This is a genomic window from Streptomyces sp. NPDC032091, from assembly GCF_055580265.1.
The window spans coordinates 69,922-94,383 of sequence record NZ_JBVILR010000015.1; the positions used below are offsets into that span (position 1 = coordinate 69,922).

A 24,462-nucleotide genomic window follows, 5' to 3' on the forward strand; every position below is an offset into this window, starting at 1 on the left:
CGCCACATACTGAAGCGCATGTTCCTGACGATCAGCACGACCGGCACCACCGAGAAACCCGCCACTGACCTGGGATTCCTGCTGCACAAGCATCCCGGGAGGACGCAGGCCTTCGCCACCTCGCACGGCACCGCCCACGTGTTCTACCCCGAGGCGACGGACCACCGGTGCACGGCCGCGCTGCTCCTGGAGGTGGACCCCGTCGCCCTCGTGCGGCGCGACCGGGGCAAGGGCCGGGGCGGAGCCCCCGACGCCACGCTCGCCCAGTACGTCAACGACCGGCCGTACGCGGCCTCCTCGCTGCTGGCCGTCGCCCTGAGCGGCGTCTTCCGCACCGCCCTCAAGGGCCAGTGCGCCGCCCGGCCCGAACTCCCGGGACGGGCGCGGCCGCTGCGGATCGAGATCCCGGTCCTGCCCGCCCGGGGCGGCGCCGGCCTCGTGCACCGGCTGTTCGGGCCGCTGGGCTGGGACTCCGTCGAGACCGCACCGATCCCCTTGGACGAACGGTTCCCCGACTGGGGCGACAGCCGCTACGTGCGCCTGGTGCTGGAGGGCGAGCTCAGGCTGGAGGACGCCCTGCGCCAGCTGTACGTGCTGCTGCCCGTGCTCGACGACTCCAAGCACTACTGGATCGCCCCGGACGAGGTGGACAAGCTGCTGCGCGCCGGGGACGGCTGGCTGGCGGCCCACCCCGAGCACGCGCTCATCACCGCCCGCTACCTGGCCCGCCACAAGCGGCTCACCCAGAGCGCCATGGAGCGCCTGGAGCTGGCCCGCCTCGCGGAGGCCGACGGCAGCGAGGCCGAGGAGCTCGACAACGCCGTGGACGAGGCAGCCGGACAGGACGGCGCCGGACAGGACGGCGCCGGACAGGACGGTGCCGGACAGGACGGTCCCGCGCAGGCCGGTGCCGAGTGGGACGCTGCCGCGCGGGAGCGGTCCGTGCCCCTCGCGGTGCGCCGCCGCGACGCGCTGCTCGCCGCGCTGCGCGAGGCCGGCGCGGCCCGGGTCCTCGACCTGGGCTGCGGGGAGGGGCAGCTCGTCCAGGCGCTCCTGAAGGACACCGCGTTCACCGAGATCGTCGGCGTCGACGTCTCGATACGGGCCCTCGCCACCGCCTCCCGTCGGCTGCGGCTGGAGCGGATGGGGGAGCGGCAGAGCTCCCGCGTCCGGCTGCTCCAGGGCTCCCTCGCGTACACCGACAAGCGGCTGGCCGGCTACGACGCGGCCGTGCTCAGCGAGGTCATCGAGCACCTGGACCTGCCGAGGCTGCCCGCGCTGGAGTACGCCGTGTTCGGCTCGGCCCGCCCCCGCACGGTCCTCGTGACCACCCCGAACGTCGAGTACAACGTCCGCTGGGAGTCCCTGCCCGCCGGACGGGCCCGCCACCGCGACCACCGTTTCGAGTGGACCCGCGAGGAGTTCCGGGCCTGGGCCGAGGGCGTCGCCGCCCGGTACGGCTACACCGTCGCCCACCGGCCCGTGGGCGACGAGGACCCCGAGGTCGGCCCGCCGACCCAGATGGCCGTCTTCACCCGGACCGCCGACACCGCCACCCACACCGCCGGCCCCGCCGACACCGCCACCCACACCGCCGGCCCCGGCACCACCGCCACCCCGAAGGAGGGCGAGGCAGCATGACCACCCCCGCCGCCCACCGCAGGCTCCCCGTCACCGACCTGTCCCTCGTCGTCCTCATCGGGGCCACCGGATCGGGCAAGTCCACCTTCGCCCGAAGGCACTTCAAGCCCACCGAGATCCTCTCCTCGGACTTCTGCCGGGGCCTGGTCGCCGACGACGAGAACGACCAGAGCGCCAGCAAGGACGCCTTCGAGGTCCTGCACCACATCGCCGGAAAGCGCCTGGCCGCCGGCCGCCTCACCGTCGTGGACGCCACCAGCGTCCAGCAGGAGGCCCGCCGCGAACTCGTCCGCCTCGCCCGCGAGCACGACGTCCTGCCCATCGCCATCGTCCTCGACATGCCCGAGTCCGTCTGCGCCGAGCGCAACGCGGCCCGCCCCGACCGAGCCGGCCTGCCGCGCCGCGTGATCCAGCGCCACCGCTCCGAACTGCGCCGCTCGCTGCGCGGACTGGAGCGCGAGGGCTTCCGCAAGGTGCACGTCCTGCGCACCCCGGAGGAGGTCGACGCCGCCGAAGTGGTGCTGGAGAAGCGCTACAACGACCTCACCCACCTCACCGGCCCCTTCGACATCATCGGCGACATCCACGGCTGCTCGTCCGAGCTGGAGACCCTGCTCGCGAAGCTCGGCTACGAGGACGGGGTCCACCCCGCCGGCCGCACCGCCGTCTTCGTCGGCGACCTCGTCGACCGCGGCCCGGACAGCCCGGGCGTGCTGCGCCGGGTGATGGGCATGGTCTCGTCCGGCAACGCGCTGTGCGTGCCCGGGAACCACGAGAACAAGCTCGGCCGTTACCTCAAGGGGTCCAAGGTCCGGCAGACCCACGGCCTCGCCGAAACCGTCGAGCAGCTCTCCCGGGAGAGCGAGGAGTTCGTGAAGGAGGTGCGGGAGTTCATCTCCGGCCTGGTCAGCCACTACGTCCTCGACGGCGGCCGGCTGGTGGTCTGCCACGCCGGGCTGCCCGAGAAGTACCACGGGCGCACCTCCGGCCGGGTCCGCTCGCACGCCCTCTACGGCGAGACCACCGGTGAGACCGACGAGTTCGGCCTGCCCGTGCGCTACCCGTGGGCCGAGGACTACCGCGGCAAGGCCGCCGTGGTCTACGGACACACCCCGGTGCCGGACACCTCCTGGATCAACAACACCCTCTGCCTCGACACCGGCGCCGTCTTCGGCGGCCGGATGACCGCTCTGCGCTGGCCGGAGCGGGAACTGGTCGACGTACCGGCCGAGAAGGTCTGGTACGAGCCGGTCAAGCCGCTGGTCTCCGCCGCCCCGGGCGGGCTCGACGGCCGCCCGCTCGACCTGGCCGACGTGCACGGCCGGCGCGTCGTCGAGACCCGCCACCTGGGCAACGTGGGCGTCCGCGAGGAGAACGCGGCGGCCGCCCTGGAGGTCATGAGCCGCTTCGCGGTCGACCCGCGGCTGGTGCCCTACCTGCCGCCGACCATGGCCCCGACGGCCACCTCCGCCGAGGAGGGCTGGCTGGAGCACCCCGCCGAGGCCTTCGCCCAGTACCGGGCCGACGGCGTCGATCGGGTCGTGTGCGAGGAGAAGCACATGGGCTCCCGCGCCACCGTCCTGCTGTGCCGGGACGCCGCCACCGCCCGGACGCGCTTCGGCGTCGAGGCCGGCCCCACCGGCTCCCTCTACACCCGCACCGGACGCCCCTTCTTCCACGACCCGGAGCTCACCGAGGAGTTCCTGGCCCGGATGCGCGCCGCCGTGGACGGCGCCGGCCTGTGGGAGGAGCTCGGCACGGACTGGCTGCTGCTGGACGGCGAGCTGCTGCCCTGGTCCCTGAAGTCCACCGGACTGCTCCAGAACCAGTACGCGGCCGTCGGCGCGGCCTCCCGGACCGTCCTGCCCGAAGCGGTCGCCGCGCTGGCGGCTGCCGAGGCCCGGGGCGTGGACACGGACGGCCTGCTGGAGCGCCAGCGGGGCCGGGCCGCCGACGCCGAGGCCTTCACCGAGGCCTACCGCCGCTACTGCTGGACCACCGACGGGCTGGACGGCGTACGGTTCGCGCCGTTCCAGCTGCTCGCGGCTGCCGGACGGTCGCTCGCGGCCGTACCGCACGACGAGCAGCTGGCCTGGCTGGACCGCCTCGCCGACGCCGACGAGCGGTCCGCCGCCCCGCTGCTGCGCCGCACCCGCCGCGTCTACGTGGACACCGCCGACGCGGCGTCCGTCCGCGCGGGCACCGACTGGTGGCTGGAGCTGACCGGGGCGGGCGGCGAGGGCATGGTCGTCAAGCCCCTGCAGGCCTACGCCCGGGACGGCAAGGGGCGGCTGGTCCAGCCCGGGTTGAAGGTCCGCGGGCGCGAATACCTGCGGATCATCTACGGTCCGGAGTACACCCGCCCCGACCGGCTGGAGCGGCTGCGCCAGAGGTTCCTCGGCCACAAGCGCTCGCTCGCCCTGCGCGAGTACGCGCTCGGACTGGAGGCGCTGGACCGGCTGGCGGCGGCGGAACCGCTGTGGCGGGTCCACGAGGCGGTGTTCGCCGTCCTCGCCCTGGAGTCGGAGCCGGTCGACCCCCGGCTGTGATGTGAGAGGTCCGCGTAAAGCGGCGGCCCCCGTACGGCCTCGAATTAGGTCGTATGGGGGAACTTTCGCTCCGAAGTCCCGGGAAACGGGCGGCGGGATCGTTCAACCAGGGCAGCGGAGTGTCCGCGACCCAGGAAGGACGGAACGTCACCTATGAAGATGACCGCGCGCGGAAGCATTGCGGCGCTCTTGACCTGTATGGCCGCGGCCGGCGCGGCCTCTCCGGCCGTGGCCGACACGGTTCCCGTGGGCGTCCCGCTGGACGCCGTGAACACCACGCTGGGCGTGCCCACCCCGAAGGTGGCCACCGCCGTCCCGGTGCCGATGGTCGGCGCCCCCGAGGCGCCGGTCCTCCACAAGGGCGACCTGCTGCCGAGCCCGCTGCTCCCGACGGTCCCCGTCTCCACCGGCCTCGGACTGACCAAGATCGCCTCCCCGGTGCCCAACCTGCTGGGCCCCGAGGAGACGGACGGCGAGGGCTCCCTGGAGTCGCCGGCGACCACCGTGCTCACCCGCACCCCCGGCGCGGTCCTCGGTGCCCCGCTGACCATGCCCGACGCCGGCAACCGCGGGATCCCGAACCTGACCGCCCCCAAGCTGGGCGTGGTCGCCCCGGAGCTCATCGGCACCCCGTCGGCGCTTCTCGGCCTGCGCTGAGCCGCACGCCCGACGCCGGGTCGGAAAGCCGTTCGGTCTGGGTACGTCTACGGCATGGGATTCCATGTCGACTCCGAGACCGGGCGGCTTCGCCGCGTCATCCTGCACCGCCCCGACCTGGAGCTGAAGCGGCTCACACCAAGCAACAAGGACGCCCTCCTCTTCGACGACGTGCTGTGGGTGCGCCGGGCCCGCCAGGAGCACGACGGCTTCGCCGACGTGCTGCGCGACCGGGGCGTCGCCGTCCACCTCTTCGGGGACCTGCTGCGCGAGGCCCTCGACATCACCGAGGCGCGCCACCTCGTCCTGGACCGGGTCTTCGACGAGAAGGAGTACGGCCCGCTCGCCACCGACCACCTGCGCTCGGTCTTCGACGGCCTGACCTCGGCCGAGCTCGCGGAGGCGCTCGTCGGCGGCATGACCAAGCGGGAGTTCCTGGAGCGGCACAGCGAGCCGGTGTCGGTGCGCTTCCACGCGCTGGAGACGGACGGCTTCCTGCTGGGGCCGCTGCCCAACCACCTCTTCACCCGGGACACCTCCGCCTGGATCTACGACGGGGTGTCCATCAACGCCATGCGCTGGCCGGCCCGGCAGCGCGAGACCGTGCACTTCGAGGCGATCTACCGGCACCACCCGCTCTTCACCGGCTCGGGTCCCTTCCACTACTGGTCGCAGGGGCAGTCGGACTACCCCTCGACCATCGAGGGCGGTGACGTCCTGGTCATCGGCAACGGCGCCGTCCTGATCGGGATGAGCGAGCGGACCACGCCGCAGGCGGTCGAGATGCTCGCCCGGGGACTGTTCGCGGCCGGTTCGGCGTCGGTCATCGTGGCGCTCGACCTCCCCAAGCGGCGGGCCTTCATGCACCTGGACACGGTGATGACGATGGTCGACGCCGACACCTTCACCCAGTACGCCGGGCTCGGCATGCTGCGCTCGTACACGATCCGCCCCGGGCAGGGGGCGAGCGAGCTCCAGGTCAGCGACCACCCGCCGGAGCACATGCACCGCGCCATCGCGGCCGCCCTGGGCCTGGACAAGGTGCGGGTGCTGACCGCGGGGCAGGACGTCCACTCGGCCGAGCGCGAGCAGTGGGACGACGGGTGCAACGTGCTGGCCGTGGAGCCGGGGGTGGTCGTCGCCTACGAGCGGAACGTCACCACCAACACCCACCTGCGCAAGGAGGGCATCGAGGTGATCGAGATCCCCGGCAGCGAGCTGGGGCGGGGCCGCGGCGGCCCGCGCTGCATGAGCTGCCCGGTGGAACGGGACGCGGGGTGAGCGCAGGCTGAGGGGTACGGGTCGGTGATCACGGATGCGGTGCCGCACATGTGATCCACCCGACTGAATATGAATGCAGAGGATCGTATAGACTTCCATAATCCCCTGTCAGCGTTCCCCTGGAGTCCCCGATGGTCACCGACCTCTTCGGCCGCAGTTTCCTCAAGGAGCTCGACTTCACCGCCGCCGAGTTCCGCGGCCTGGTCGAGCTCGCCGCCGCACTCAAGGCGGCCAAGAAGGCGGGCGTGGAGGAGCGCCGGCTCCAGGGGAAGAACATCGCGCTGATCTTCGAGAAGACCTCCACCCGCACCCGCTGCGCCTTCGAGGTCGCCGCGGCCGACCAGGGCGCCCACACCACCTACCTCGACCCCTCCGGCTCCCAGATCGGGCACAAGGAGACCGTCCGGGACACGGCGCGGGTGCTCGGCCGGATGTTCGACGGCATCGAGTACCGGGGCGACAGCCAGCAGGCGGTCGAAGAGCTCGCCGCGTCCTCCGGCGTGCCCGTCTTCAACGGTCTCACCGACGACTGGCACCCGACCCAGATGCTGGCCGACGTGCTCACCATGACCGAGCACTGCGCCAAGCCGCTGGAGCGGATCGCCTTCGCCTACCTGGGCGACGCCCGCTTCAACATGGGCAACTCCTACCTGGTGACCGGCGCCCTGCTGGGCATGGACGTACGGATCGTCGCGCCGAAGGAGTACTGGCCGGCCGAGGCGGTCGTGGCGCGGGCCCGCGAGCTGGCCGCGTCCAGCGGGGCCCGGATCACCCTGACCGAGGACGTCGCGGAGGGTGTGGCGCAGGCCGACTTCGTGGCCACGGACGTGTGGGTCTCGATGGGCGAGCCCAAGGAGGTCTGGGACGAGCGGATCGCGGCCCTGGGCCCGTACGCCGTCACCATGGACGTGCTGCGCGCGACCGGGAACCCGGACGTGCGGTTTCTGCACTGCCTGCCCGCGTACCACGACCTCGGCACCAAGGTGGCCCAGGAGGTCCACGCGCGGCACGGCCTGGAGTGGCTGGAGGTGTCCGACGAGGTGTTCGAGTCGGCGCACTCCGTCGTCTTCGACGAGGCGGAGAACCGGCTGCACACCATCAAGGCCGTGCTCGTCGCGACGATGGCGAAGCCCGCCGCCCCGTCCGCCGCATAGTCATACGCATCCGCCGGGCGGCCCGCCGCGGGCCGCCCCGCGGTCAGGCGGTGGCCGCCGCGCGGGCCGGCAGGGTGAACCACACGGCCTTGCCGCGCTCGGTGGGGCGGTGGCCGCAGGCGGAGCTCAGGGCCCGGAGCAGCAGCAGACCGCGGCCGTGCTCCTGCCAGGGGTCGGGGTGGTCCTCGTCCGGGAGGGCGAGGAGGTCGCGGGGCGGCCGCGGATCGCCGTCGTGGACCTCCACCTGGCAGCCGTCCGCCAGCGTCTCCACGACCAGTTCGATCGGCGCCCCCGCCGCGGTGTGCTGCACGGCGTTGGCCACCAGTTCGGCGGTCAGCAGCTCGGCGGTGTCGCGGTCGGCGCACGGACCGGTGTCCGTCAGGGCGGTACGGACCAGGGCGCGGGCCATGGGCACGGCGGCTGCCGTGTGCGGCAGGGCGAGCCGCCAGGCGCAGGCGTCGGGCATGGCCGGTCCGTCCGTTCCGTGGGGGGCGGGGGAGGGAAGCTTTCGTGTTCAACCATACGGAGCCGCCCGCGCGGTTCGTAGGGCACCCCGGCACGAAGGCGGCGGACCCCCGGCGGCGAGCCGGCGGGAACCTCGGCTCGTCCCCCGTCTGTCGCGTTTCCGTGACGGCGGTCACAAGACGGTGATAGCGTCGTACGCGTGAGCCCCTTCACCGGTTCCACACCAGCGACCGAACGGTGGCGCCACCTGCGGGTGACCCGGCAGGACGGCATCGCCACCGTCACCCTCGACCGCCCCGAGAAGCTGAACGCGCTCACCTTCGGCGCCTACGCCGACCTGCGCGATCTGCTCGCCGAACTCTCCCGCACCCGCTCCGTGCGCGCCCTCGTCCTGGCCGGCGAGGGCCGCGGCTTCTGCTCCGGCGGGGACGTGGACGAGATCATCGGTGCCACCCTCGCCATGGACACCTCCGAACTCCTCGACTTCAACCGGATGACCGGCCAGGTGGTCCGCGCCGTCCGCGAATGCCCCTTCCCCGTGATCGCCGCCGTCCACGGGGTGGCCGCGGGCGCGGGGGCCGTCCTCGCCCTCGCCGCCGACTTCCGCATCGCCGACCCCACCGCCCGCTTCGCCTTCCTCTTCACCCGCGTCGGCCTCTCCGGCGGCGACATGGGCGCCGCCTACCTGCTGCCCCGGGTCGTGGGCCTCGGCCACGCCACCCGGATCCTGATGCTCGGAGAGCCCGTACGGGCCCCCGAGGCGGAACGCATCGGCCTGCTCAGCGAGCTCGTCGACGAGGGCAAGGCCGACGTGCGGGCCGCCGAACTCGCCGCCCGCCTCGCCGCCGGGCCCGCCCTCGCCCACGCCCAGACCAAGGCCCTGCTCACCGCCGAACTGGACATGCCGCTGGCCGCCTCCGTGGAACTGGACGCCAGCACGCAGGCCCTGCTGATGCACGGACAGGACTACGCCGAGTTCCACGCCGCCTTCACCGGGAAGCGGCCGCCGCAGTGGAAGGGGAGGTAGGGCCGTGTCCCAGTCCGTGGCCCCGTCCGTGTCCCAGTCCCCATCTCCGTCCCTGTCCCCGTCCCCGTCCGCGCCGGGGCCCGCCCGGCGGGTCGCCGTCGTCGGCGGGGGGCCGGGCGGGCTCTACGCCGCCGCACTGCTGGCCCGTCAGGGGCACGCCGTCGACCTGTGGGAGCGGGGCGCCCCCGACGACACCTTCGGCTTCGGCGTCGTCCTCTCCGACGAGACCCTCGGCGGCATCGAACGGGCCGACACCGTCGTCCACGCCGCCCTGGCCGCCGAGTTCGTCCGCTGGGACGACGTGGACATCGTCCACCGGGGCCGGCTGCTGACCTCCGGCGGCCACGGCTTCGCCGCCCTCGGCCGGCGCCGGCTCCTGGAGATCCTGCACGCCCGCTGCGAGACCCTCGGCGTCCGGCTCCGCTTCCGCGCCGCCGCCCCCGACGCCTGGGAGCTCGCCCGCTCGTACGACCTGGTCGTCGCGGCCGACGGGGTGCACAGCGCCACCCGCGAGAGCGGCGCCGCCCACTTCCGGCCCACCGTCACCCCCGGCCGCTGCCGTTACGTCTGGCTCGCCGCCGACTTCGCCTTCGACGCCTTCCGCTTCGAGATCGCGGAGACCGAGCACGGCATCATGCAGCTGCACGCCTACCCGTACTCCGCCGACTCCTCCACCGCCATCGTCGAGATGCGCGAGGAGGTGTGGCGGGCGGCCGGCCTCGACCTGTGCGACGAGGAGGAGTCCGCCGCCCGCTGCGCCAAGATCTTCACCGAGGCGCTGCGGGGCAGGCCGCTGCGCGGCAACCGCTCGGCCTGGACCCGGTTCCGCACCGTCGTCAACGCACGCTGGTCGCACGGGAACGTGGTCCTCCTCGGCGACGCCGCCCACACGGCCCACTTCTCCGTCGGCTCCGGGACCAAACTCGCCGTCGAGGACGCCCTCGCGCTCGCCGACGCCCTCGCCGCGCACCCCGAGGTCCCCGAAGCCCTCGCCGCCTACGAGGCCGAGCGCAGGCCCGCCGTGGCCAGCACCCAGCGGGCCGCCGCCGCCAGCATGCGCTGGTTCGAGGAGATCGGCGGCTACGTCGGCCAGCCCGCCCGGCAGTTCGCCTTCAACCTGCTCACCCGCAGCCGCCGGGTCACGCACGACAACCTCCGGCTGCGCGACGCCCGCTTCACCCGCGCGGTGGAGGCCGAGTTCGGCTGCCCGCGGCAGGGGCCGGACGGGCCGGCCACCCCGCCCATGTTCACCCCGTTCACCCTGCGCGGACTGACCCTGCGCAACCGCGTCGTCGTCTCGCCGATGGACATGTACTCCGCCGTCGAGGGGGTGCCCGGCGACTTCCACCTGGTGCACCTGGGCGGGCGGGCCCTGGGCGGGGCCGGCCTGGTCATGACGGAGATGGTCTGCGTCAGCGCCGAGGGCCGGATCACCCCCGGCTGCGCCGGCCTGTGGACGGCCGAGCAGGCGGACGCCTGGAAGCGGATCGCCGACTTCGTCCACACCTCCGCGCCCGGCACCGCCCTCGGCCTCCAGCTCGGCCACTCCGGCCGCAAGGGCTCGACCCGGCTCATGTGGGAGGGCATGGACGAACCGCTCCCCGACGGCAACTGGCCGCTCGTCGCCGCCTCCGCGCTGCCCTACAAGCCCGGGGTCTCCGCCGTCCCGCGCGCCCTGGGCGCCGCCGACCTCGCCGCCATCCGCTCCGACTTCGCGGCGGCCGCCGTGCGCGGCGCCGACTGCGGGTTCGACCTGCTGGAACTGCACTGCGCCCACGGCTACCTGCTGTCCGGCTTCCTCTCCCCCCTCACCAACCAACGCGAGGACGCCTACGGGGGTTCCCTGGAGAACCGGCTGCGCTTCCCCCTGGAGGTCTTCGACGCCGTCCGCGAGGTCTGGCCCGACGACCGCCCGATGACCGTCCGGCTCTCCGCGACCGACTGGGCGCCCGGCGGCACCACGCCCGAGGAGGCCGAGCGGATCGCCGCCGCCTTCGCCGCGCACGGGGCCGACGCCGTCGACGTCTCCACCGGACAGGTCGTCGCGGACGAGGCCCCGGAGTACGGGCGCTCGTACCAGACCCCCTACGCCGACCGGATCCGCAACGCCCTGGGCGTCCCCGTCATCGCCGTGGGGGCGATCTCCTCCTGGGACGACGTCAACTCCCTGCTGCTGGCCGGCCGCGCCGACCTGTGCGCCCTGGGCCGTCCGCACCTGTACGACCCGCACTGGACCCTGCACGCGGCGGCCGACCAGGGGTACGAGGGCCCGGGCGCGCCCTGGCCCGCCCCGTACCGGGCGGGCAGCCGCAAACCGCCCACCGGGAAGGGATGAGGCGGCCGCGGCCCCTCTGCGGCTCCCTCTGGGCCCCTCTGCGTCCCCGGCCGCGTCCCCGGTCGGGGCCCCGGCCGGGGACGGCTCAGGCGCGGGTGAGCCCGACGCGGTCCTCGACGGGGACGAAGCCGAGGCGCCGGTAGACACCGTTGCTGGTGGGGTTGGCCAGGTCGGTGAAGAGCAGCACCTCGCCGGCCCCGGCCGCGTACGCCGCCTCGCTCGTCGCGTGCGTCACCCCGGCGGCGTAACCGCGGCGCCGTTCGGCGGGCGGGGTGTAGACGGGGCCGATGCGGGAGGCGGAACCGATCGGGCGGAAGAAACCCGCCAGGGCGACCGGCCTGCCCCCGTTCTCCCAGAGCAGGTACCCGCCGTACGAGATCCGGTCGCGCAGGGAGGCCTCCGACGGGGTGCCGGGGGTGTCGCACTCCCGGTTGAACTCCGCGCACCACCGCGCCAGCAACGGCAGGTCCGCCTCGGTGGCGGGCCGGGCCCGGCCCTCGGGCGCCGGGTCGGGGGCCGTCAGGGTGCCCAGCCGGTAGAGGCGCAGCTCCTCGGCGACGCGGGTCGGCGTGCCCCAGGCCCCGGCCAGGGTCCGCGCGTCGGCGCGGCGGAGGTTCAGGTGCCGCACGCGGGTGAGCAGGGGCTCCGACGAGAGGGCGGCGCCCAGGGCCTCGACGGCCTCGGTGGGCAGGGCGCCGAGCAGCAGGGGGAAGGGCGGGGTGTAAAGCACGGCGCCCCCGACGGTGCCGTCGGCCCCGGTCCACCAGCCGAAGACGGGTTCGGCGTCGCCGTAGGCCCGGGGGCCGCGCCGCTCCAGGGCGTCGATGACGCTCAGCAGGGTGGTGTTGACGACGGGATGCGCGGCCACGGCCGGGCGTGCGGCGGCCAGACAGGCCGCCAGATCGGTGCTGAAGGTCCAGGTCATGCCCCATCGTGACGGGCACCGGAGGCGGCCCGCACCGGGTTTTCCAGCGGCCGGGAGGGGCGCTCGGGGAGGGGCGCTCGGCCCGGGGGCGGGACGGTGCTCGCCCGGGGGGCGCCCGGTGCGGCGGGTGCGCTCCCCCGGGCGGGGGAGACGGTACCCCCGCGTGGGGGAGGGGCGGGGCGCGGGCGGCTGGGACCTTGGGGAGTGCGAGCAGGACACCGGCTCCGCCGACCGGGCGGGCCGTCGGACGAGGAGGAACCATGAGCGCTCACCAGGCGGCCACCGCCACCAGCCGGGCGACGGGCCCCGGCCCGCTACGGCTGGACGAAGCGGGCGCCCGCGTCGCGCAGCCGGGCGTGCAGTTCGGCGAAGACCGCCGCGGCCCGGTCGCCCGGCCAGTCCGCGGGGAGCAGCTCCCGCGGCAGCCCGGGGTCGGCGTAGGGCAGCCGCCGCCAGGTGTCCAGGGCCGGCAGGTAGGCCCGGTAGGCGGCCTCGGGGGTGGGGGCGGGGCCCGACTGGAGGGCGCGCAGGGCGGGCTCGTGCAGGTCGAGGAACTCCTCGTGCTGCTTGGCCAGGGCGGCCAGGTCCCACCAGCGGGCCACGGCCTCGGCCGTCGGCGCGAAGCCGAGGTGGGCGCCGCGGAAGAGCTCCACGTAGCCGGTCAGGTGCAGCCGCTCCAGGGTGTGTTCCGTCTCCTCGGCCAGCTGGGCCGGTGCGATCCACACCCCGGGCGCCACCGAGCCGAAACCCAGCCGGGCCAGGCGCGAGCGCAGCAGGTGCCGCTTGTGCCGCTCCTGCTCGGGGACGGAGAAGACGGCGACCAGCCACTCCGGCGAGACCGGCACGGCCCCGTAGATCCGGCGGTCGCCGTCCTCCAGCAACAGCCGGGCCTCCTCGGAGAGCCGGTAGCCGGCGGAGCCGTCCGCGGCCTTCGCGGGCACCAGGAAGCCGCGCCGCTTGAGCCGGGACACCGAGGAACGGACGGAGGGCGCGTCGACCCCGGCCGCGCCCAGCAGGCGCACCAGGGCGGACACCGGGACGGCTCCGTCGAAGGACCGCCCGTAGGCGCCGTAGAAAGTCACGATCAGGGATCGCGGAGTGTGCTGCTCGGCCACGGGTTCACTCTAGATCGCGCAGCCGGAAGCGCTGGAGTTTGCCGGTGGGGGTCCGCGGCAGCGCGGGCAGGAAGACGAAGGAGCGCGGGCACTTGTGGGGGGCCAGCTCCCCCTTCATGAAGCTCCGCAGCGTCTCCTCCGTGAGCACGGCCCCCGCGCGCGGGACGGTGTAGGCGACCACGACCTGCCCGCGCCGTTCGTCGGGCCGGCCCACGACCGCGACCTCCGCCACGTCGGGATGGCGCAGCAGCGCCTCCTCCACCTCCGGGCCCGCGATGTTGTAGCCCGAGGAGATGATCATGTCGTCGGCGCGGGCGACGTAGCGGAAGTAGCCGTCGGGGTCGCGGACGTAGGTGTCGCCGGTGAGGTTCCAGCCGTCCCGTACGTACTCGCCCTGGCGGGGGTCGGCCAGATAGCGGCAGCCGACCGGCCCGCGCACGGCCAGCAGGCCCGGCTCGTTGTCGGGGACGGGGCGGCCGGAGGGGTCCACCACGCGGGCCTGCCAGCCGGGGACGGCCCGGCCGGTGGTGCCGGGGCGGATGTCCTCGTCGGCGGCGGAGATGAAGATGTGCAGCAGTTCGGTGGCCCCGATGCCGTTGATGATCCGCAGGCCGGTGCGCTCGTACCAGGCCTGCCAGGTGGCGGCGGGCAGGTTCTCGCCGGCGGAGACGCAGCGGCGCAGCGCGGACAGGTCGTAGGCGCCCGTGTCGTAGGGGCCCAGGGTGTCCAGCATCGAGCGGTAGGCGGTGGGGGCGGTGAACAGGACGGTGACCCGGTGTGCGGCGAGGGCGGGCAGCAGGCGGCGGGGCGCGGCCTCCTCCAGCAGCAGGGCGCAGGCCCCCGCCCGCAGGGGGAAGACGACCAGTCCGCCGAGGCCGAAGGTGAACCCGAGGGGCGGACTGCCGGCGAACACGTCGTCGGGGCGGGGTCTGAGGACGGTGCGGGAGAAGGTGTCGGCGACGGCGAGGAGGTCGCGGTGGAAGTGCATGCAGCCCTTGGGGCGGCCGGTGGTCCCGGAGGTGAAGGCGATGAGGGCCACGTCGTCGGCGGAGGTCTCGACGGCGGGGTAGGGAGCGGAGTGGGCTGCGGCCAGCCGCAGCAGGTCGTCGGGGGAGTCCCCGCCGTACGGGGTGATCCGCAGCCCCGGCACCTCGGCCCTGGCCAGGTCGTCGAGGGCGTCGGTGTGGCACAGGGCGTGCCGGACCCGGGCCATGGCGCAGACGGTCGCCAGCTCCTGGGCGCGCTGCTGGGCCAGTACGGTGACGGCCACCGCGCCGGCCTTCATCACGGCCAGCCAGCAGGCGGCCAGCCAGGGCCCCGTGGGCCCGCGCAGCAGCACCCGGTTGCCGGGGACGACGCCCAGGTCGGCGGTGAGGGCGTGGGCCAGGCGGTCGACGCGCTCGCGCAGCTCCCCGTACGACCACACCTCGCCGGAGCCGCTGCGGAAGGCGGGCCGGTCCGGTCCGAACCGGGCGATGGTGGCGTCGAGCAGCTCGGCGCCGCAGTTCAGCCGGTCCGGATAGGCCAGTTCGGGCAGCTCGAAGAGGAGCTCCGGCCAGGCGTGGGCGGGCGGCAGGTTGTCGCGCGCGAAAGTGTCGGTGTGGGCGGAAGGCTTGAGCTCCAAGGCGGGTTCGCCCCCTTGCGACGTCCGGATTGGGGTGGAGCCGGCCGTGCTGATCTGTCCAGAGCGTATCGTGATGGTGACGGCAGTCAACAGGACGCGATAGAGGAACACGACGGGACTTGGGGGCCTTCGGATGGCCGGATTCGCGCTCGGAGTGGAACAAGAGGAATGGTGCGCGCAGTTGCGCGCCCTGGCGCAGGGGCGGCTGAGGCCGCTCGCCGAGAAGGGCGAGCCCGGCCGGGTGAACCGGCCGCTGCTGGCGGAGCTGGGGGAACTGGGGCTGCTGGAGCGGGTCTTCGGCTCCGGGGCGCTGGAGCTGTGCCTGCTGAGGGAGTCCCTCGCCTACGGGTGCACCGAGGCGGAGACGGCCCTGGCGCTCCAGGGGCTCGGCGGCCATCCGGTGCTGCGCTTCGGCAGCGCGGCCCAGCGGGAGCGGTGGCTGCCGGGGGTCCGGGCGGGGCGGCTGGTGGCGGCGTTCGCGCTGAGCGAGCCGGGCGCGGGCTCCGACGCGGCCGCCCTGGCCCTGGCGGCCTCCCCGGAGGGGTCCGGCTGGCGGCTGGAGGGGGCAAAGTGCTGGATCTCCAACGCCCCCGAGGCCGATTTCTACACCGTCTTCGCCCGGACGGGTGGGGCGCCCGGTGCGAAGGGCATCACCGCCTTCCTGGTCCCGGCGGACCGGCCGGGGCTGACGGGGGAGGCCCTCGACATGCTCTCGCCGCATCCGATCGGCTCGCTGGCCTTCGACGGGGTGCCGGTGGGCCGGGAGGACGTCCTGGGCGAGCCGGGGCAGGGCTTCCGGGTCGCGATGGAGACCCTGAACCTGTTCCGGCCGAGCGTGGGGGCCTTCGCGGTCGGCATGGCGCGGGCCGCGCTGGACGCCACGCTGGCGCACACCGCCGGCCGTACCGCCTTCGGCGGGGTGCTGGCCGACCTCCAGACGGTCGCCCACCGGGTGGCGGAGATGGCCACCCGGACCGAGGCCGCCCGGCTGCTGGTGTACGCGGCGGCCGGCGCGTACGACACCGGCGCCGCGGACGTGCCCCGCCGCGCGGCGATGGCCAAGCTCCTGGCGACGGAGACGGCCCAGTACGTGGTCGACCACGCCGTCCAGCTGCACGGGGCGATCGCCCTGCGGCGCGGCCACCTGCTGGAGCACCTGTACCGGGAGGTGCGGGCGCCCAGGATCTACGAGGGGGCCAGCGAGGTGCAGCGGGGCATCATCGCCAAGGAGCTGTACCGGGGGGTGACGGTCCGATGAGCGCGGGGCGTCCCGGCCTGGAGCGCGTCAACCCGCCGGAGCTGTCCCCGGCGACGGGCTTCTCGCACGCCGTCACCGCCACCGGGGGCCGGCTGGTGTTCCTGGCCGGCCAGACCGCGCTCGACGGCTCCGGCAAGGTGGTGGGGCAGACCCTGCCGGAGCAGTTCGAGCGGGCCCTGGCCAACCTGCTGGCGGCCCTGGCCGCGGCGGGCGGAGCCCCCTCGGACCTGGCCCGGGTGACGGTGTACGCGGTGGACGTGGAGGACTACCGCGCCCACGCCGGCGAACTGGGCCGGATCTGGCGGCGGCTGGCGGGCCGTGACTATCCGGCGATGGCCGTGGTCGGCGTGGTCCGCCTCTGGGACACGGAGGCCCTGCTGGAGCTGGACGGGATCGCCGTGCTCCCGTAGCGCCGGGGGTCAGGAGGCGGAGTCGAGGAGGGCGCCCATCCACTCCTCGATGCCGGCCACCGTGCGCGGCAGGGCGCCCGACATCAGGCGCGCCCCGTCGGAGGTGATGACGAGGTCGTCCTCGATGCGTACGCCCATGCCGCGCAGTTCGGCGGGGAGGGTCTCGTCGTCCGGCTGGAGGTAGAGGCCCGGCTCGACCGTGAGGACCTGGCCCTCCTCCAGCACCCCGTCCAGGTACGTGTCGGCGCGCGCCTTCGCGCAGTCGTGGACGTCGAGGCCGAGCATGTGGCCGCTGCTGCACAGGGTGTAGCGCCGGTGCAGGTCGCCCCCGGCGTCCTTGAGCACGCCCCACTCGGCGAGGCCCTCGGCGATGACCCGCATCCCGGCCCGGTGGAAGTCCCGGAAGCTCGCTCCGGGCCGCAGCGCGGCGATGCCCGCCTCCTGGGCGGCGAGCACCAGCTCGTAGACCTGCTTCTGCACGGGCGAGAAGCGCCCGGACAGCGGCAGGGTGCGGGTGATGTCGGCGGTGTAGAGGCTGTCGGTCTCCACGCCCGCGTCCAGCAGCAGGAGTTCGTCCCGGTCCAGCCGTCCGTCGTTGCGGATCCAGTGCAGCACGCAGGCGTGCGCGCCGGAGGCGGCGATGGTCTCGTATCCGAGGCCGTTGCCCTCGGCGCGGGCCCGCAGGGCGAAGACCCCCTCGATCCAGCGCTCACCCCGCGGGTGGGCGAGGGCCGCCGGCAGCGCCCGTACGGCGTCCTCGAATCCGGCGGTGGTGTGGTCGACGGCGAGCTGGAGCTGGTCGACCTCCCAGGCGTCCTTGACGAGCCGCAGTTCGGCGAGGGCGGCGGCCAGTTCGGCGTCGGTGGCGGCGTTGCGGCCGGTGGGGGAGCCGAGCGCGTCGAGGTGGGCGCAGCGCAGCCCGGTGAGCCGCTCCGACTCGGCCAGGTCGGGGCGCCGGCCCACCCAGAACTCCCCGTAGCGGCGGTCCCGGTAGAACTCCTCGGTGCCGTCGGAGCGGTCGGAGCGGGGGCGCAGGTAGAGGACGGCCTCGTGGCCGTGCGGCCCGGCCGGCTCCAGGACCAGGACGTGGCCCACCTGGTCCTCGCCCGTCAGGCCGGTGAGCCAGGCGTACGCGCTGTGCGGCCGGAAACGGAAGTCGCAGTCGTTGGAGCGGACCCGCAGCTCACCGGCCGGGACGATCAGCCGCTCGCCCGGGAAGCGGGCGGAGAGCCGGGCGCGGCGGGCGGGGGTGACGTCGTACGCGGTCACCCGGGAGCCGGCGGGCAGGGGAGAGGGCGCCCAGTTCCCCGCCATGAAGCGGGACAACTCCGCTGATACCGGGAGGTCGTGGCTGCCGGTGTTCAGGCGGGAGGAGGTGTCGGTCACGGAGGCTCCCTCGAGAAGGACTGAACTGATGTGCGCACAGGGCTTGTCAGTGCAATTTCACATTACTATGTTACAGCTCACACCGCGGCACGTTAATCCCCGTCAAACGCCGTGTGAAGCAGGGCAGTTCACGCACCACTCCCCCACCTCCCTTCCCACAGGAGCATCAAGGTGTCCCAGCCCAGAGCTGTGCGTACGTCTCTCCTCTCCGCCGCCGTCACGGTCACCCTCCTCGCCACCGCCGGCCAGGCAGTGACCCAGGCCGCCGAGCGGGGCGCCCCCGCCGCCGCACCCGCCGCGTCGGCGCCCGCCGCCTTCGCCGCCGGTCCCGCCGCCGCGCCGAACCCCTTCGACGAGGTCGACCGCCTCGCCGACGCCAAGCAGCTCGCTCCGACCCCCGCCCCGGCCCCCGGCGGCAAGTCCGTCGCCGACAACCGGGTTCCCGGCGCCGCCGACCCGGCCCCCGGGGCCGACAAGGGCCGCAAGACGGCCACCGCCCAGGCCGCGCCCACTGCCAAGAGCGTCGCCGCGGGCGTGCCCTGCACCCTCGACGGGATCACGGGCCTCGGCCCGGAGCAGTTCGCCGACTTCCTCGCCGACCCGGCCGTCACCGCCGACGGCTGCCTGCGGGGCCTCATATGGACCTGGGACGCGCGCCTCGCGCCCGTCATGTCCGACGCCCACGTCCAGGCCGTCTCCCACCGGATATCCGCCCTGGCCGCCGCCCACGACGGCCGCGACTCCTCTCACCTGGAGGAGATGTTCACCTACCTGCACGCGGTCGTCTACCATGACTACTCGCGCACCGAGATCGACGTCACCGACGCCCCCACCGTCGACGCCATGCGCCAGGCCATCGCCGACTTCGGGGGCGCGGCCCACACCTTCGACGTCACTGCCTCCAACGCCCGCACCCTGCGCGAGGCCCTCTACGCGGGCAGCGCGCCCGGTCTGCGCCAGCACCAGCTCGGCCTGATCAAGAAGGTCCTGCCGACCCTGGACGCCTCCCACCCGGCCACCAACCAGGACGCCTCCTGGGGCGGCGCCGCCCTCGCGGCCCTCTCCGTCAACTACCTGGGCGTCTACCCGGGCAACAACGACGCCGCCTTCCAGGCCGCCGTCAAGGCGGACCCGGCCTACCGGGCGCTCTTCAAGGCCTTCGCCGGCTACGGCCACCTCAAGGGCGGCGCCAACGCGTGGGCCGCCCGCGACGCGCTCGGCGAGTACGGCCGCTTCGGCCAGGTCGACGGCCTGAAGGACCAGATCACGGCCGACCTCGGCGCCCTCCTCGAACCGGTCAAGTCCACCTGGGGCAACGGCAGCGAGCAGTGGGCCAAGCTGGTCTCCTGGCTCAACTTCTACGAGGCCTGCAAGCCGTACGGGGTGTGCAAGGAGGACATCGAAAAGCAGCTCTTCCCGAACACCTACACCTACGACAACGGCGGCATCAAGGTCCGCACCGCCCTCGACCGCGCCACCGTCGACCAGCTCTACTACGCGAGCAAGCAGGTCAAGACCCAGTTCCACCGCGTCCTGGGCACCGACCAGCCGCTCGCCGGGGACCCCAACAGCACGCTGAACATCGTGCTCTACGCCTCCCGCGCCGACTACGTGAACTACCACCCGATCCTGACCGGCTACGGCACCAACAACGGCGGCATCTACATCGAGAACGGCGCCACCTTCTACACCTACCAGCGCCGCGTCCCGCAGGACTCCTCCCTCACCCTGGAAGAGCTCTTCCGCCACGAGTACACGCACTACCTCAACGGCCGCTTCGCCGTCCCCGGCTTCTTCGGCCAGGGCGACTGGTACCAGGGCGACCGCACCACCGCCATGGACGAGGGCACCGCCGAGTTCTTCGACGGCTCCACCCGCGACGACGGCATCGCCGTCCGCAAGTCCCTGGTCCGCGGCATCATCAACGACACCGCCGGCGGCGGCCCGCGCATGAGCGTCGAGCAGCTCCTGCACGCCACGTACGACGGCGACGGCTTCCGCTTCTACAACTACGCGGGCACGTTCTTCGAGTTCCTCTGGACCGAGAAGCCCTCGCTGCTGCGCGAGATGTACGGCTACCTGCGCGCCAACGACGTCGCCGGCTTCGACGCCTGGCGCCACCGCATGGGCGCGGACACCTACCTCCAGCGCGACTACAACCGCTTCCTGGACGCCCAGATCGCCAAGGTGGACCAGCTCTACGTCCCCAACACCACCTTCACGGCCAACGACCGGCTGCGGGACTCCGCGCTCGCCTCGGTGAAGTCCTCCTTCGCCGCGGCGACGTACAACACCCCGGACTGCGTGGAGAACGGCGACCCCGGCAAGCGCCGCTTCACCTGTACGGGCCGGATCACCGCGAACCTGAAGAACTGGCGCAGCGACGACCAGAACTTCAAGGACATGTCCGAGACGGTCGACTACTTCATCCTCGATCGGGCCGGCGCGGCCTCCAACAACCTGGCGGACATGAACTGTTCCTTCGGGCCGGTGGAGATCTGGGACAACAAGGCCGCAGGCACCTCCTCCTTCAGCTGTGAGGGCCCCCTCCGCAGCTGACCGCGCGCCTGGGGCCGGTTCCGGCGGGGGGCGGAACCGGCCCTGGGCACCAGCAAAAGAATGTGACATATTACTGACATGGACGTCGTGATCATTGGCGCCGGCGTCGTCGGAGCCGCGTGCGCGTACTACGCGAGCCGCGCCGGTCTCTCCGTGACGGTGGTGGACCGGGGACCCGTCGCCGGCGGCACCACCGGTGCGGGCGAGGGCAACCTCCTCGTCTCCGACAAGGAGGCGGGCCCCGAACTCGACCTGGCCCTCCTCTCCGCCCGCCTCTGGCAGGAGCTGTCCGCCGCACTGCCCCGCGCCGTCGAGTACGAGCCCAAGGGCGGCCTGGTGGTGGCCCCCGACGAGACCACCCTCAAGGCCCTGCGCCACTTCGCCGAGGGCCAGCGCGCCGCAGGCGTCGTCGCCACGGAGGTCACGGCCCTGCACGATCTGGAACCCCACCTGGCCCCGGGCCTGGCGGGCGGCTTCCACTACCCGCAGGACGCCCAGGTCCAGCCGGCCCTCGCGGCCGCCCACCTCCTGAAGGCCTCGGGCGCGACCCTGCACCTGGGCGAAGAGGTCACCGGACTCCTCCTGGACGGGAACACGGTCAAGGGCGTCCGCACCTCCCGCCGCACCCTCCACGCCCCCGCGGTGGTCAACGCCGCCGGCACCTGGGCCGGCCGGATCGCCGACCTCGCCGGAACCACCCTCCCCGTCCTGCCCCGCCGGGGCTTCGTCCTGGTGACGGAACCCCTTCCCCGGCTGATCCGCCACAAGGTCTACGCGGCGGACTACATCGCGGACGTGGCCAGCGACTCGGCGGCCCTCCAGTCCTCCGCCGTCGTGGAGGGCACCCCCTCGGGCCCGGTCCTGATCGGCGCCACCCGCGAACGCGTCGGCTTCGACCGCACCCTGTCCACCGACGCCCTGCGCCGCCTGGCCGCCCAGGCCGCGGCCCTCTTCCCGGTCCTGGCGGACGTCCGCGCCCTGCGCACCTACCACGGCTTCCGCCCCTACCTCCCGGACCACCTCCCGGCCATCGGCCCGGACCCCCGCACCCCGGGCCTCCTCCACGCCTGCGGCCACGAGGGCGCCGGCATCGGCCTGGCCCCGGCGACAGGAGCCCTCATCGCGGCGGCCCTCACGGACACCACACCGCCGCTGCCTCCGGCTCCCTTCCGCCCGGACCGCTTCGGCCCGTGACCCCGGCCCCCCGCCCCCGCCTCCCCGCACACCGGAACGACACTCCCCGAGGAGCCCCCTGATGCGCAGCCCCCGCGAGCTGGTCGGCGGCAGCCCGGCGGCCACGTACCCCCTCGCCTTCGACGGCCGCGAGCTGCCCGCCCAGGAGGGCCAGACCATCGCCGCCGTCCTCTGGGCGGCCGGGATCCTGGCCTGGCGCACCACCCGCCAGGGCGGCACCCCCCGCGGCGCGTTCTGCGGCATCGGCTCCTGCTACGACTGCCTCGTCACCGTCAACGGCCGGCCCAACCAGCGGGCCTGCCTCGTCCCGGCCCGCCCCGGAGACACCGTCACCACCCAGGAGGGCACCGGCCATGCCGACCTCGCCGTCTGACCCCACCGCCCTCACCGACCTCGCGGTCATCGGCGCGGGCCCCGCCGGTCTCGCGGCCGCCGTCACCGCCGCGGGGCTCGGCCTGCGCGTCACCCTCATCGACACCGCGGAGCGCCCCGGCGGCCAGTACTACCGCCACCCCGCCGCCACCCTCGGCGCCACCCGCCCCCAGGCCCTGCACCACGACTGGCGGGCCTTCGCCACCCGCGAGGCGGCCCTGCGCGCGCACGAGGCGGCGGGCCGCATCACGTACCTCCCCCGCCACCACGTGTGGACGGTGGTCCCGGACCCGGACCCGAACCCGGCCCCGAACGCGGCCCCGCACCCCGGCCCGCCCCCCGGGCCCCGCGCCTGGACCCTCCACGCGGTCGCCGGCCACGCCCCCGACGAGACCCCGACGACCCTCCGCGCCCGCCGCGTCCTGCTCGCCACCGGCGCCTACGAACGCCAGCTCCCCTTCCCCGGCTGGACCCTGCCCGGCGTGGTGGGGGCCGGCGGCGCCCAGGCCATGCTGAAGAACAACCTCGTCCTCCCCGGCCGCCGCGTCGTGGTGGCCGGCAGCGGCCCGCTCCTCCTCGCCGTCGCCGGCTCCCTCGCCGCCGCCGGAGCCACCGTCCCGGCCGTCGTCGAGGCCGCCTCGTACACCGCGTACGCCCCCCAGGCGCCCGCCCTGCTCCGCAACCCCGCCAAACTCGCCGAAGGCGCCACGTACGGCGGAGCCCTGCTGCGCCACGGCGTCCGGCTGCTGACCCGGCACGCCGTCACCGAGGCGCACGGCACCACCCGTGTCGAGGCCGTCACCGTCGCCCGCCTCGGCAAGGACTGGAGCCCGCTGCCCGGCACCGCCCGCCGCATCCCCTGCGACGCCCTCGCGGTGGGCCACGGCCTGGTGCCCCAGCTGGAGCTGGCCACCGGCCTCGGCTGCGCCACCCGCCAGGCCCCCGACGGCACGGTCGCCCTGGAACTGGACGCCGCCCAGCGCACCTCCGTTCCGGGCATCTGGTCGGCCGGCGAGACCGGCGGCATCGGCGGCGCCCAACTGGCCCTGACCGAGGGCGAGATCGCCGCGCACGCCATCGCCGGGCGGCCGGTCCCCGCCGCCCTCACCCGCCGCCGCGCCCGGCTGCGCGCCTTCGCCGCGGCGATGGCCGCCGCGCACCGCCCCGGCCCCGGCTGGACCGGCTGGCTGCGCGAGGAGACGGACGTGTGCCGCTGCGAGGAGGTCCCGGCCGGGGCGATCCGCGAGGCGGCGCAGGAGCTGGGGGCGCGCGACGCCCGTACCGTCAAGCTCCTCACCCGGGCGGGCATGGGCTGGTGCCAGGGCCGCATGTGCGGTCCGGCCGTGGCCGCCCTGGCCGGCGAGGCCCCCGCCCCCGACCGGCGTCCGCTGTCCTGCCCGGTCCCGCTACGCCACCTGGCCGCCCTGCCCCCGGCGGAGCCGGCCCCGCCGGTCCGCTGAAGGGCCCCGCTCCGTCGACTTCCCCGCACGTACCCCTGACCGGCCCCTTGTGGCCGATCCAGGCCCACTAGTAAAATGTCACACACCACACTAGGGAGTCCTCCATGACCGACGCGCCCACCCCCGCGCCCTCCACCACCCCCGGCCCCGACACCCGCACCCGCCCCTGGCACGGCATCATGGTCGCCACCGCCCTGCCCCTGCGCGAGGACCTCTCCGTCGACTACGACGCCTACGCCGAACACGTCGCCTGGCTGATCGCCAACGGCTGCGACGGCGTCGTGCCCAACGGCTCCCTCGGCGAGTACCAGACCCTCACCGACGAGGAGCGCGCCCGCGTCGTCCGCACCGCCGTCGAGGCCGCCGGAGACGGCGCCCGCGTCATGCCCGGCGTGGCGGCGTACGGCAGCGCCGAGGCCCGCCGCTGGGCCGACCAGGCCGCCGAGGCCGGCGCCGGCTCCGTCCTGCTCCTGCCCCCCAACGCCTTCCGCGCCGACGAGGAGACCGTCCGCGCCCACTACGCGGAGGTCGCCCGGACCGGTCTGCCGGTCGTCGCGTACAACAACCCGTACGACACCAAGGTGGACCTGACCCCCTCCCTCCTCGCGCGCCTGCACGCCGACGGCAGCATCGTCGCCGTCAAGGAGTTCAGCGGGGACGTCCGCCGCGCCTACGAGATCGCCGAACTCGCCCCGGGCCTGGACCTGCTGATCGGCGCCGACGACGTCCTCCTCGAACTGGCCCTGGCCGGAGCCGTCGGCTGGATCGCCGGCTACCCCAACGCGCTGCCCCGCTCCTGCGCCACCCTGTACCGGGCCGCCGTCGCCGGTGACACCGCCACCGCCCTGCCGCTCTACAAATCCCTGCACTCCCTGCTGCGCTGGGACTCCAAGACCGAGTTCGTCCAGGCCATCAAGCTCTCCATGGACCTGGCCGGCCGCCCCGGCGGCGCCACCCGCCCCCCGCGCTTCCCGCTCACCGGGGAGACCGAGGCCGCCGTGCGCGCCGCCACCGAGAAGGCCCTGGCCGAGGGTCTCAACTAGCAACCGA

General features: G+C 74.3%; 19 protein-coding genes and 2 pseudogenes. 15 read left to right on the plus strand and 6 right to left on the minus strand.

The window, feature by feature from the left end; translation table 11 throughout:
• Positions 1 to 18 precede the first annotated feature (18 nt).
• Positions 19 to 762, plus strand: a pseudogene (locus tag ACZ5NJ_RS23560) (3' terminal RNA ribose 2'-O-methyltransferase Hen1); the annotation flags it as partial.
• Between the two features lie 102 nt (positions 763 to 864).
• Here ACZ5NJ_RS23560 and ACZ5NJ_RS23565 read toward each other — a convergent pair.
• Positions 865 to 1,038 (minus strand): annotated as a pseudogene (locus ACZ5NJ_RS23565) (hypothetical protein); the annotation flags it as partial.
• On the opposite strand from ACZ5NJ_RS23565, the gene ACZ5NJ_RS23570 reads away from it, so the two are divergent.
• From ACZ5NJ_RS23570 to argF, 5 genes are all read left to right on the plus strand, one after another.
• Positions 955 to 1,641: a methyltransferase gene (locus ACZ5NJ_RS23570; protein ID WP_468767262.1), complete on the plus strand. Its 687-nt coding sequence runs from the start codon at positions 955 to 957 to the stop codon at positions 1,639 to 1,641. The pseudogene ACZ5NJ_RS23565 and the gene ACZ5NJ_RS23570 overlap by 84 nt on opposite strands.
• On the plus strand, positions 1,638 to 4,190 hold the full coding sequence (locus tag ACZ5NJ_RS23575) for a polynucleotide kinase-phosphatase (RefSeq protein WP_468767136.1): 2,553 nt from the start codon (positions 1,638 to 1,640) through the stop codon (positions 4,188 to 4,190). Before ACZ5NJ_RS23570 ends, ACZ5NJ_RS23575 begins: the two co-directional genes overlap by 4 nt.
• Positions 4,191 to 4,349: 159 nt before the next feature.
• Positions 4,350 to 4,847, plus strand: a complete 498-nt coding sequence (locus ACZ5NJ_RS23580) for a hypothetical protein (RefSeq protein ID WP_468767137.1) — start codon at positions 4,350 to 4,352, stop codon at positions 4,845 to 4,847.
• Between the two features lie 54 nt (positions 4,848 to 4,901).
• Positions 4,902 to 6,128, plus strand: coding sequence for an arginine deiminase (locus ACZ5NJ_RS23585; RefSeq protein ID WP_468767138.1), 1,227 nt, complete (start codon positions 4,902 to 4,904; stop codon positions 6,126 to 6,128).
• A gap of 131 nt (positions 6,129 to 6,259) precedes the next feature.
• Positions 6,260 to 7,282 (plus strand): ornithine carbamoyltransferase, encoded by a 1,023-nt coding sequence (gene argF, locus ACZ5NJ_RS23590; protein WP_468767141.1) that lies wholly within the window; start codon positions 6,260 to 6,262, stop codon positions 7,280 to 7,282.
• A gap of 43 nt (positions 7,283 to 7,325) precedes the next feature.
• Here the strand turns inward: argF and ACZ5NJ_RS23595 are convergent, their stop codons facing one another.
• The gene (locus ACZ5NJ_RS23595) at positions 7,326 to 7,748 is read right to left on the minus strand and encodes an ATP-binding protein (protein ID WP_468767143.1); all 423 of its coding nucleotides are present in this window, start codon (positions 7,746 to 7,748) and stop codon (positions 7,326 to 7,328) included.
• Positions 7,749 to 7,946: 198 nt separating this feature from the next.
• On the opposite strand from ACZ5NJ_RS23595, the gene ACZ5NJ_RS23600 reads away from it, so the two are divergent.
• On the plus strand, positions 7,947 to 8,774 hold the full coding sequence (locus tag ACZ5NJ_RS23600; RefSeq protein ID WP_344166159.1) for an enoyl-CoA hydratase family protein: 828 nt from the start codon (positions 7,947 to 7,949) through the stop codon (positions 8,772 to 8,774).
• 52 nt (positions 8,775 to 8,826) lie between these two features.
• A complete protein-coding gene (locus tag ACZ5NJ_RS23605; RefSeq protein ID WP_468767263.1) occupies positions 8,827 to 11,109 on the plus strand; it encodes a bifunctional salicylyl-CoA 5-hydroxylase/oxidoreductase in 2,283 nt (760 codons plus the stop codon).
• 85 nt (positions 11,110 to 11,194) lie between these two features.
• Here the strand turns inward: ACZ5NJ_RS23605 and ACZ5NJ_RS23610 are convergent, their stop codons facing one another.
• The 3 genes from ACZ5NJ_RS23610 to ACZ5NJ_RS23620 form a co-directional block, all read right to left on the minus strand.
• On the minus strand, positions 11,195 to 12,034 hold the full coding sequence (locus tag ACZ5NJ_RS23610; protein ID WP_468767145.1) for a GNAT family N-acetyltransferase: 840 nt from the start codon (positions 12,032 to 12,034) through the stop codon (positions 11,195 to 11,197).
• Positions 12,035 to 12,348: 314 nt separating this feature from the next.
• Positions 12,349 to 13,149, minus strand: coding sequence for a PaaX family transcriptional regulator (locus ACZ5NJ_RS23615; protein WP_468767146.1), 801 nt, complete (start codon positions 13,147 to 13,149; stop codon positions 12,349 to 12,351).
• 4 nt (positions 13,150 to 13,153) lie between these two features.
• Complete coding sequence (locus ACZ5NJ_RS23620) at positions 13,154 to 14,773, minus strand: AMP-binding protein (protein ID WP_468767147.1); 1,620 nt, start codon at positions 14,771 to 14,773, stop codon at positions 13,154 to 13,156.
• Between the two features lie 133 nt (positions 14,774 to 14,906).
• Between ACZ5NJ_RS23620 and ACZ5NJ_RS23625 the strand changes: the two genes are divergently transcribed.
• Both ACZ5NJ_RS23625 and ACZ5NJ_RS23630 read left to right on the plus strand, forming a co-directional pair.
• The gene (locus tag ACZ5NJ_RS23625; protein ID WP_468767148.1) at positions 14,907 to 16,031 is read left to right on the plus strand and encodes an acyl-CoA dehydrogenase family protein; all 1,125 of its coding nucleotides are present in this window, start codon (positions 14,907 to 14,909) and stop codon (positions 16,029 to 16,031) included.
• Positions 16,028 to 16,441, plus strand: coding sequence for a RidA family protein (locus ACZ5NJ_RS23630; RefSeq protein WP_468767149.1), 414 nt, complete (start codon positions 16,028 to 16,030; stop codon positions 16,439 to 16,441). The genes ACZ5NJ_RS23625 and ACZ5NJ_RS23630 overlap by 4 nt, the downstream gene beginning before the upstream one ends.
• Before the next feature lie 9 nt (positions 16,442 to 16,450).
• On the opposite strand, the gene ACZ5NJ_RS23635 is transcribed toward ACZ5NJ_RS23630, so the two are convergent.
• Positions 16,451 to 17,827: an aminopeptidase P family protein gene (locus tag ACZ5NJ_RS23635; protein ID WP_468767150.1), complete on the minus strand. Its 1,377-nt coding sequence runs from the start codon at positions 17,825 to 17,827 to the stop codon at positions 16,451 to 16,453.
• Between the two features lie 171 nt (positions 17,828 to 17,998).
• On the opposite strand from ACZ5NJ_RS23635, the gene ACZ5NJ_RS23640 reads away from it, so the two are divergent.
• The 5 genes from ACZ5NJ_RS23640 to ACZ5NJ_RS23660 all read left to right on the plus strand — a co-directional run bounded on the left by ACZ5NJ_RS23640 (position 17,999) and on the right by ACZ5NJ_RS23660 (position 24,455).
• Positions 17,999 to 20,386, plus strand: a complete 2,388-nt coding sequence (locus ACZ5NJ_RS23640) for a collagenase (RefSeq protein WP_468767151.1) — start codon at positions 17,999 to 18,001, stop codon at positions 20,384 to 20,386.
• Positions 20,387 to 20,464: 78 nt separating this feature from the next.
• Complete coding sequence (locus tag ACZ5NJ_RS23645; protein ID WP_468767152.1) at positions 20,465 to 21,580, plus strand: NAD(P)/FAD-dependent oxidoreductase; 1,116 nt, start codon at positions 20,465 to 20,467, stop codon at positions 21,578 to 21,580.
• A gap of 61 nt (positions 21,581 to 21,641) precedes the next feature.
• Positions 21,642 to 21,953 (plus strand): (2Fe-2S)-binding protein, encoded by a 312-nt coding sequence (locus ACZ5NJ_RS23650; protein WP_468767153.1) that lies wholly within the window; start codon positions 21,642 to 21,644, stop codon positions 21,951 to 21,953.
• Positions 21,934 to 23,412 carry an FAD/NAD(P)-dependent oxidoreductase gene (locus tag ACZ5NJ_RS23655; RefSeq protein ID WP_468767155.1) on the plus strand — a complete coding sequence of 493 codons (1,479 nt, stop codon included), beginning with the start codon at positions 21,934 to 21,936 and terminating at the stop codon, positions 23,410 to 23,412. The genes ACZ5NJ_RS23650 and ACZ5NJ_RS23655 overlap by 20 nt, the downstream gene beginning before the upstream one ends.
• A gap of 104 nt (positions 23,413 to 23,516) precedes the next feature.
• Positions 23,517 to 24,455, plus strand: a complete 939-nt coding sequence (locus ACZ5NJ_RS23660; protein WP_468767156.1) for a dihydrodipicolinate synthase family protein — start codon at positions 23,517 to 23,519, stop codon at positions 24,453 to 24,455.
• Positions 24,456 to 24,462 lie beyond the last annotated feature (7 nt).

Bases quoted from the DNA above. Each gene is read 5' to 3' on its own strand.
- ACZ5NJ_RS23575 (WP_468767136.1), top strand. From the start codon at position 1,638: ATGACCACCCCCGCCGCCCACCGCAGGCTCCCCGTCACCGACCTGTCC.
- ACZ5NJ_RS23580 (WP_468767137.1), top strand. From the start codon at position 4,350: ATGACCGCGCGCGGAAGCATTGCGGCGCTCTTGACCTGTATGGCCGCG.
- ACZ5NJ_RS23585 (WP_468767138.1), top strand. From the start codon at position 4,902: ATGGGATTCCATGTCGACTCCGAGACCGGGCGGCTTCGCCGCGTCATC.
- argF (WP_468767141.1), top strand. From the start codon at position 6,260: ATGGTCACCGACCTCTTCGGCCGCAGTTTCCTCAAGGAGCTCGACTTC.
- ACZ5NJ_RS23595 (WP_468767143.1), bottom strand. From the start codon at position 7,748: ATGCCCGACGCCTGCGCCTGGCGGCTCGCCCTGCCGCACACGGCAGCC.
- ACZ5NJ_RS23610 (WP_468767145.1), bottom strand. From the start codon at position 12,034: ATGACCTGGACCTTCAGCACCGATCTGGCGGCCTGTCTGGCCGCCGCA.
- ACZ5NJ_RS23625 (WP_468767148.1), top strand. From the start codon at position 14,907: ATGGCCGGATTCGCGCTCGGAGTGGAACAAGAGGAATGGTGCGCGCAG.
- ACZ5NJ_RS23630 (WP_468767149.1), top strand. From the start codon at position 16,028: ATGAGCGCGGGGCGTCCCGGCCTGGAGCGCGTCAACCCGCCGGAGCTG.
- ACZ5NJ_RS23645 (WP_468767152.1), top strand. From the start codon at position 20,465: ATGGACGTCGTGATCATTGGCGCCGGCGTCGTCGGAGCCGCGTGCGCG.
- ACZ5NJ_RS23650 (WP_468767153.1), top strand. From the start codon at position 21,642: ATGCGCAGCCCCCGCGAGCTGGTCGGCGGCAGCCCGGCGGCCACGTAC.
- ACZ5NJ_RS23655 (WP_468767155.1), top strand. From the start codon at position 21,934: ATGCCGACCTCGCCGTCTGACCCCACCGCCCTCACCGACCTCGCGGTC.
- ACZ5NJ_RS23660 (WP_468767156.1), top strand. From the start codon at position 23,517: ATGACCGACGCGCCCACCCCCGCGCCCTCCACCACCCCCGGCCCCGAC.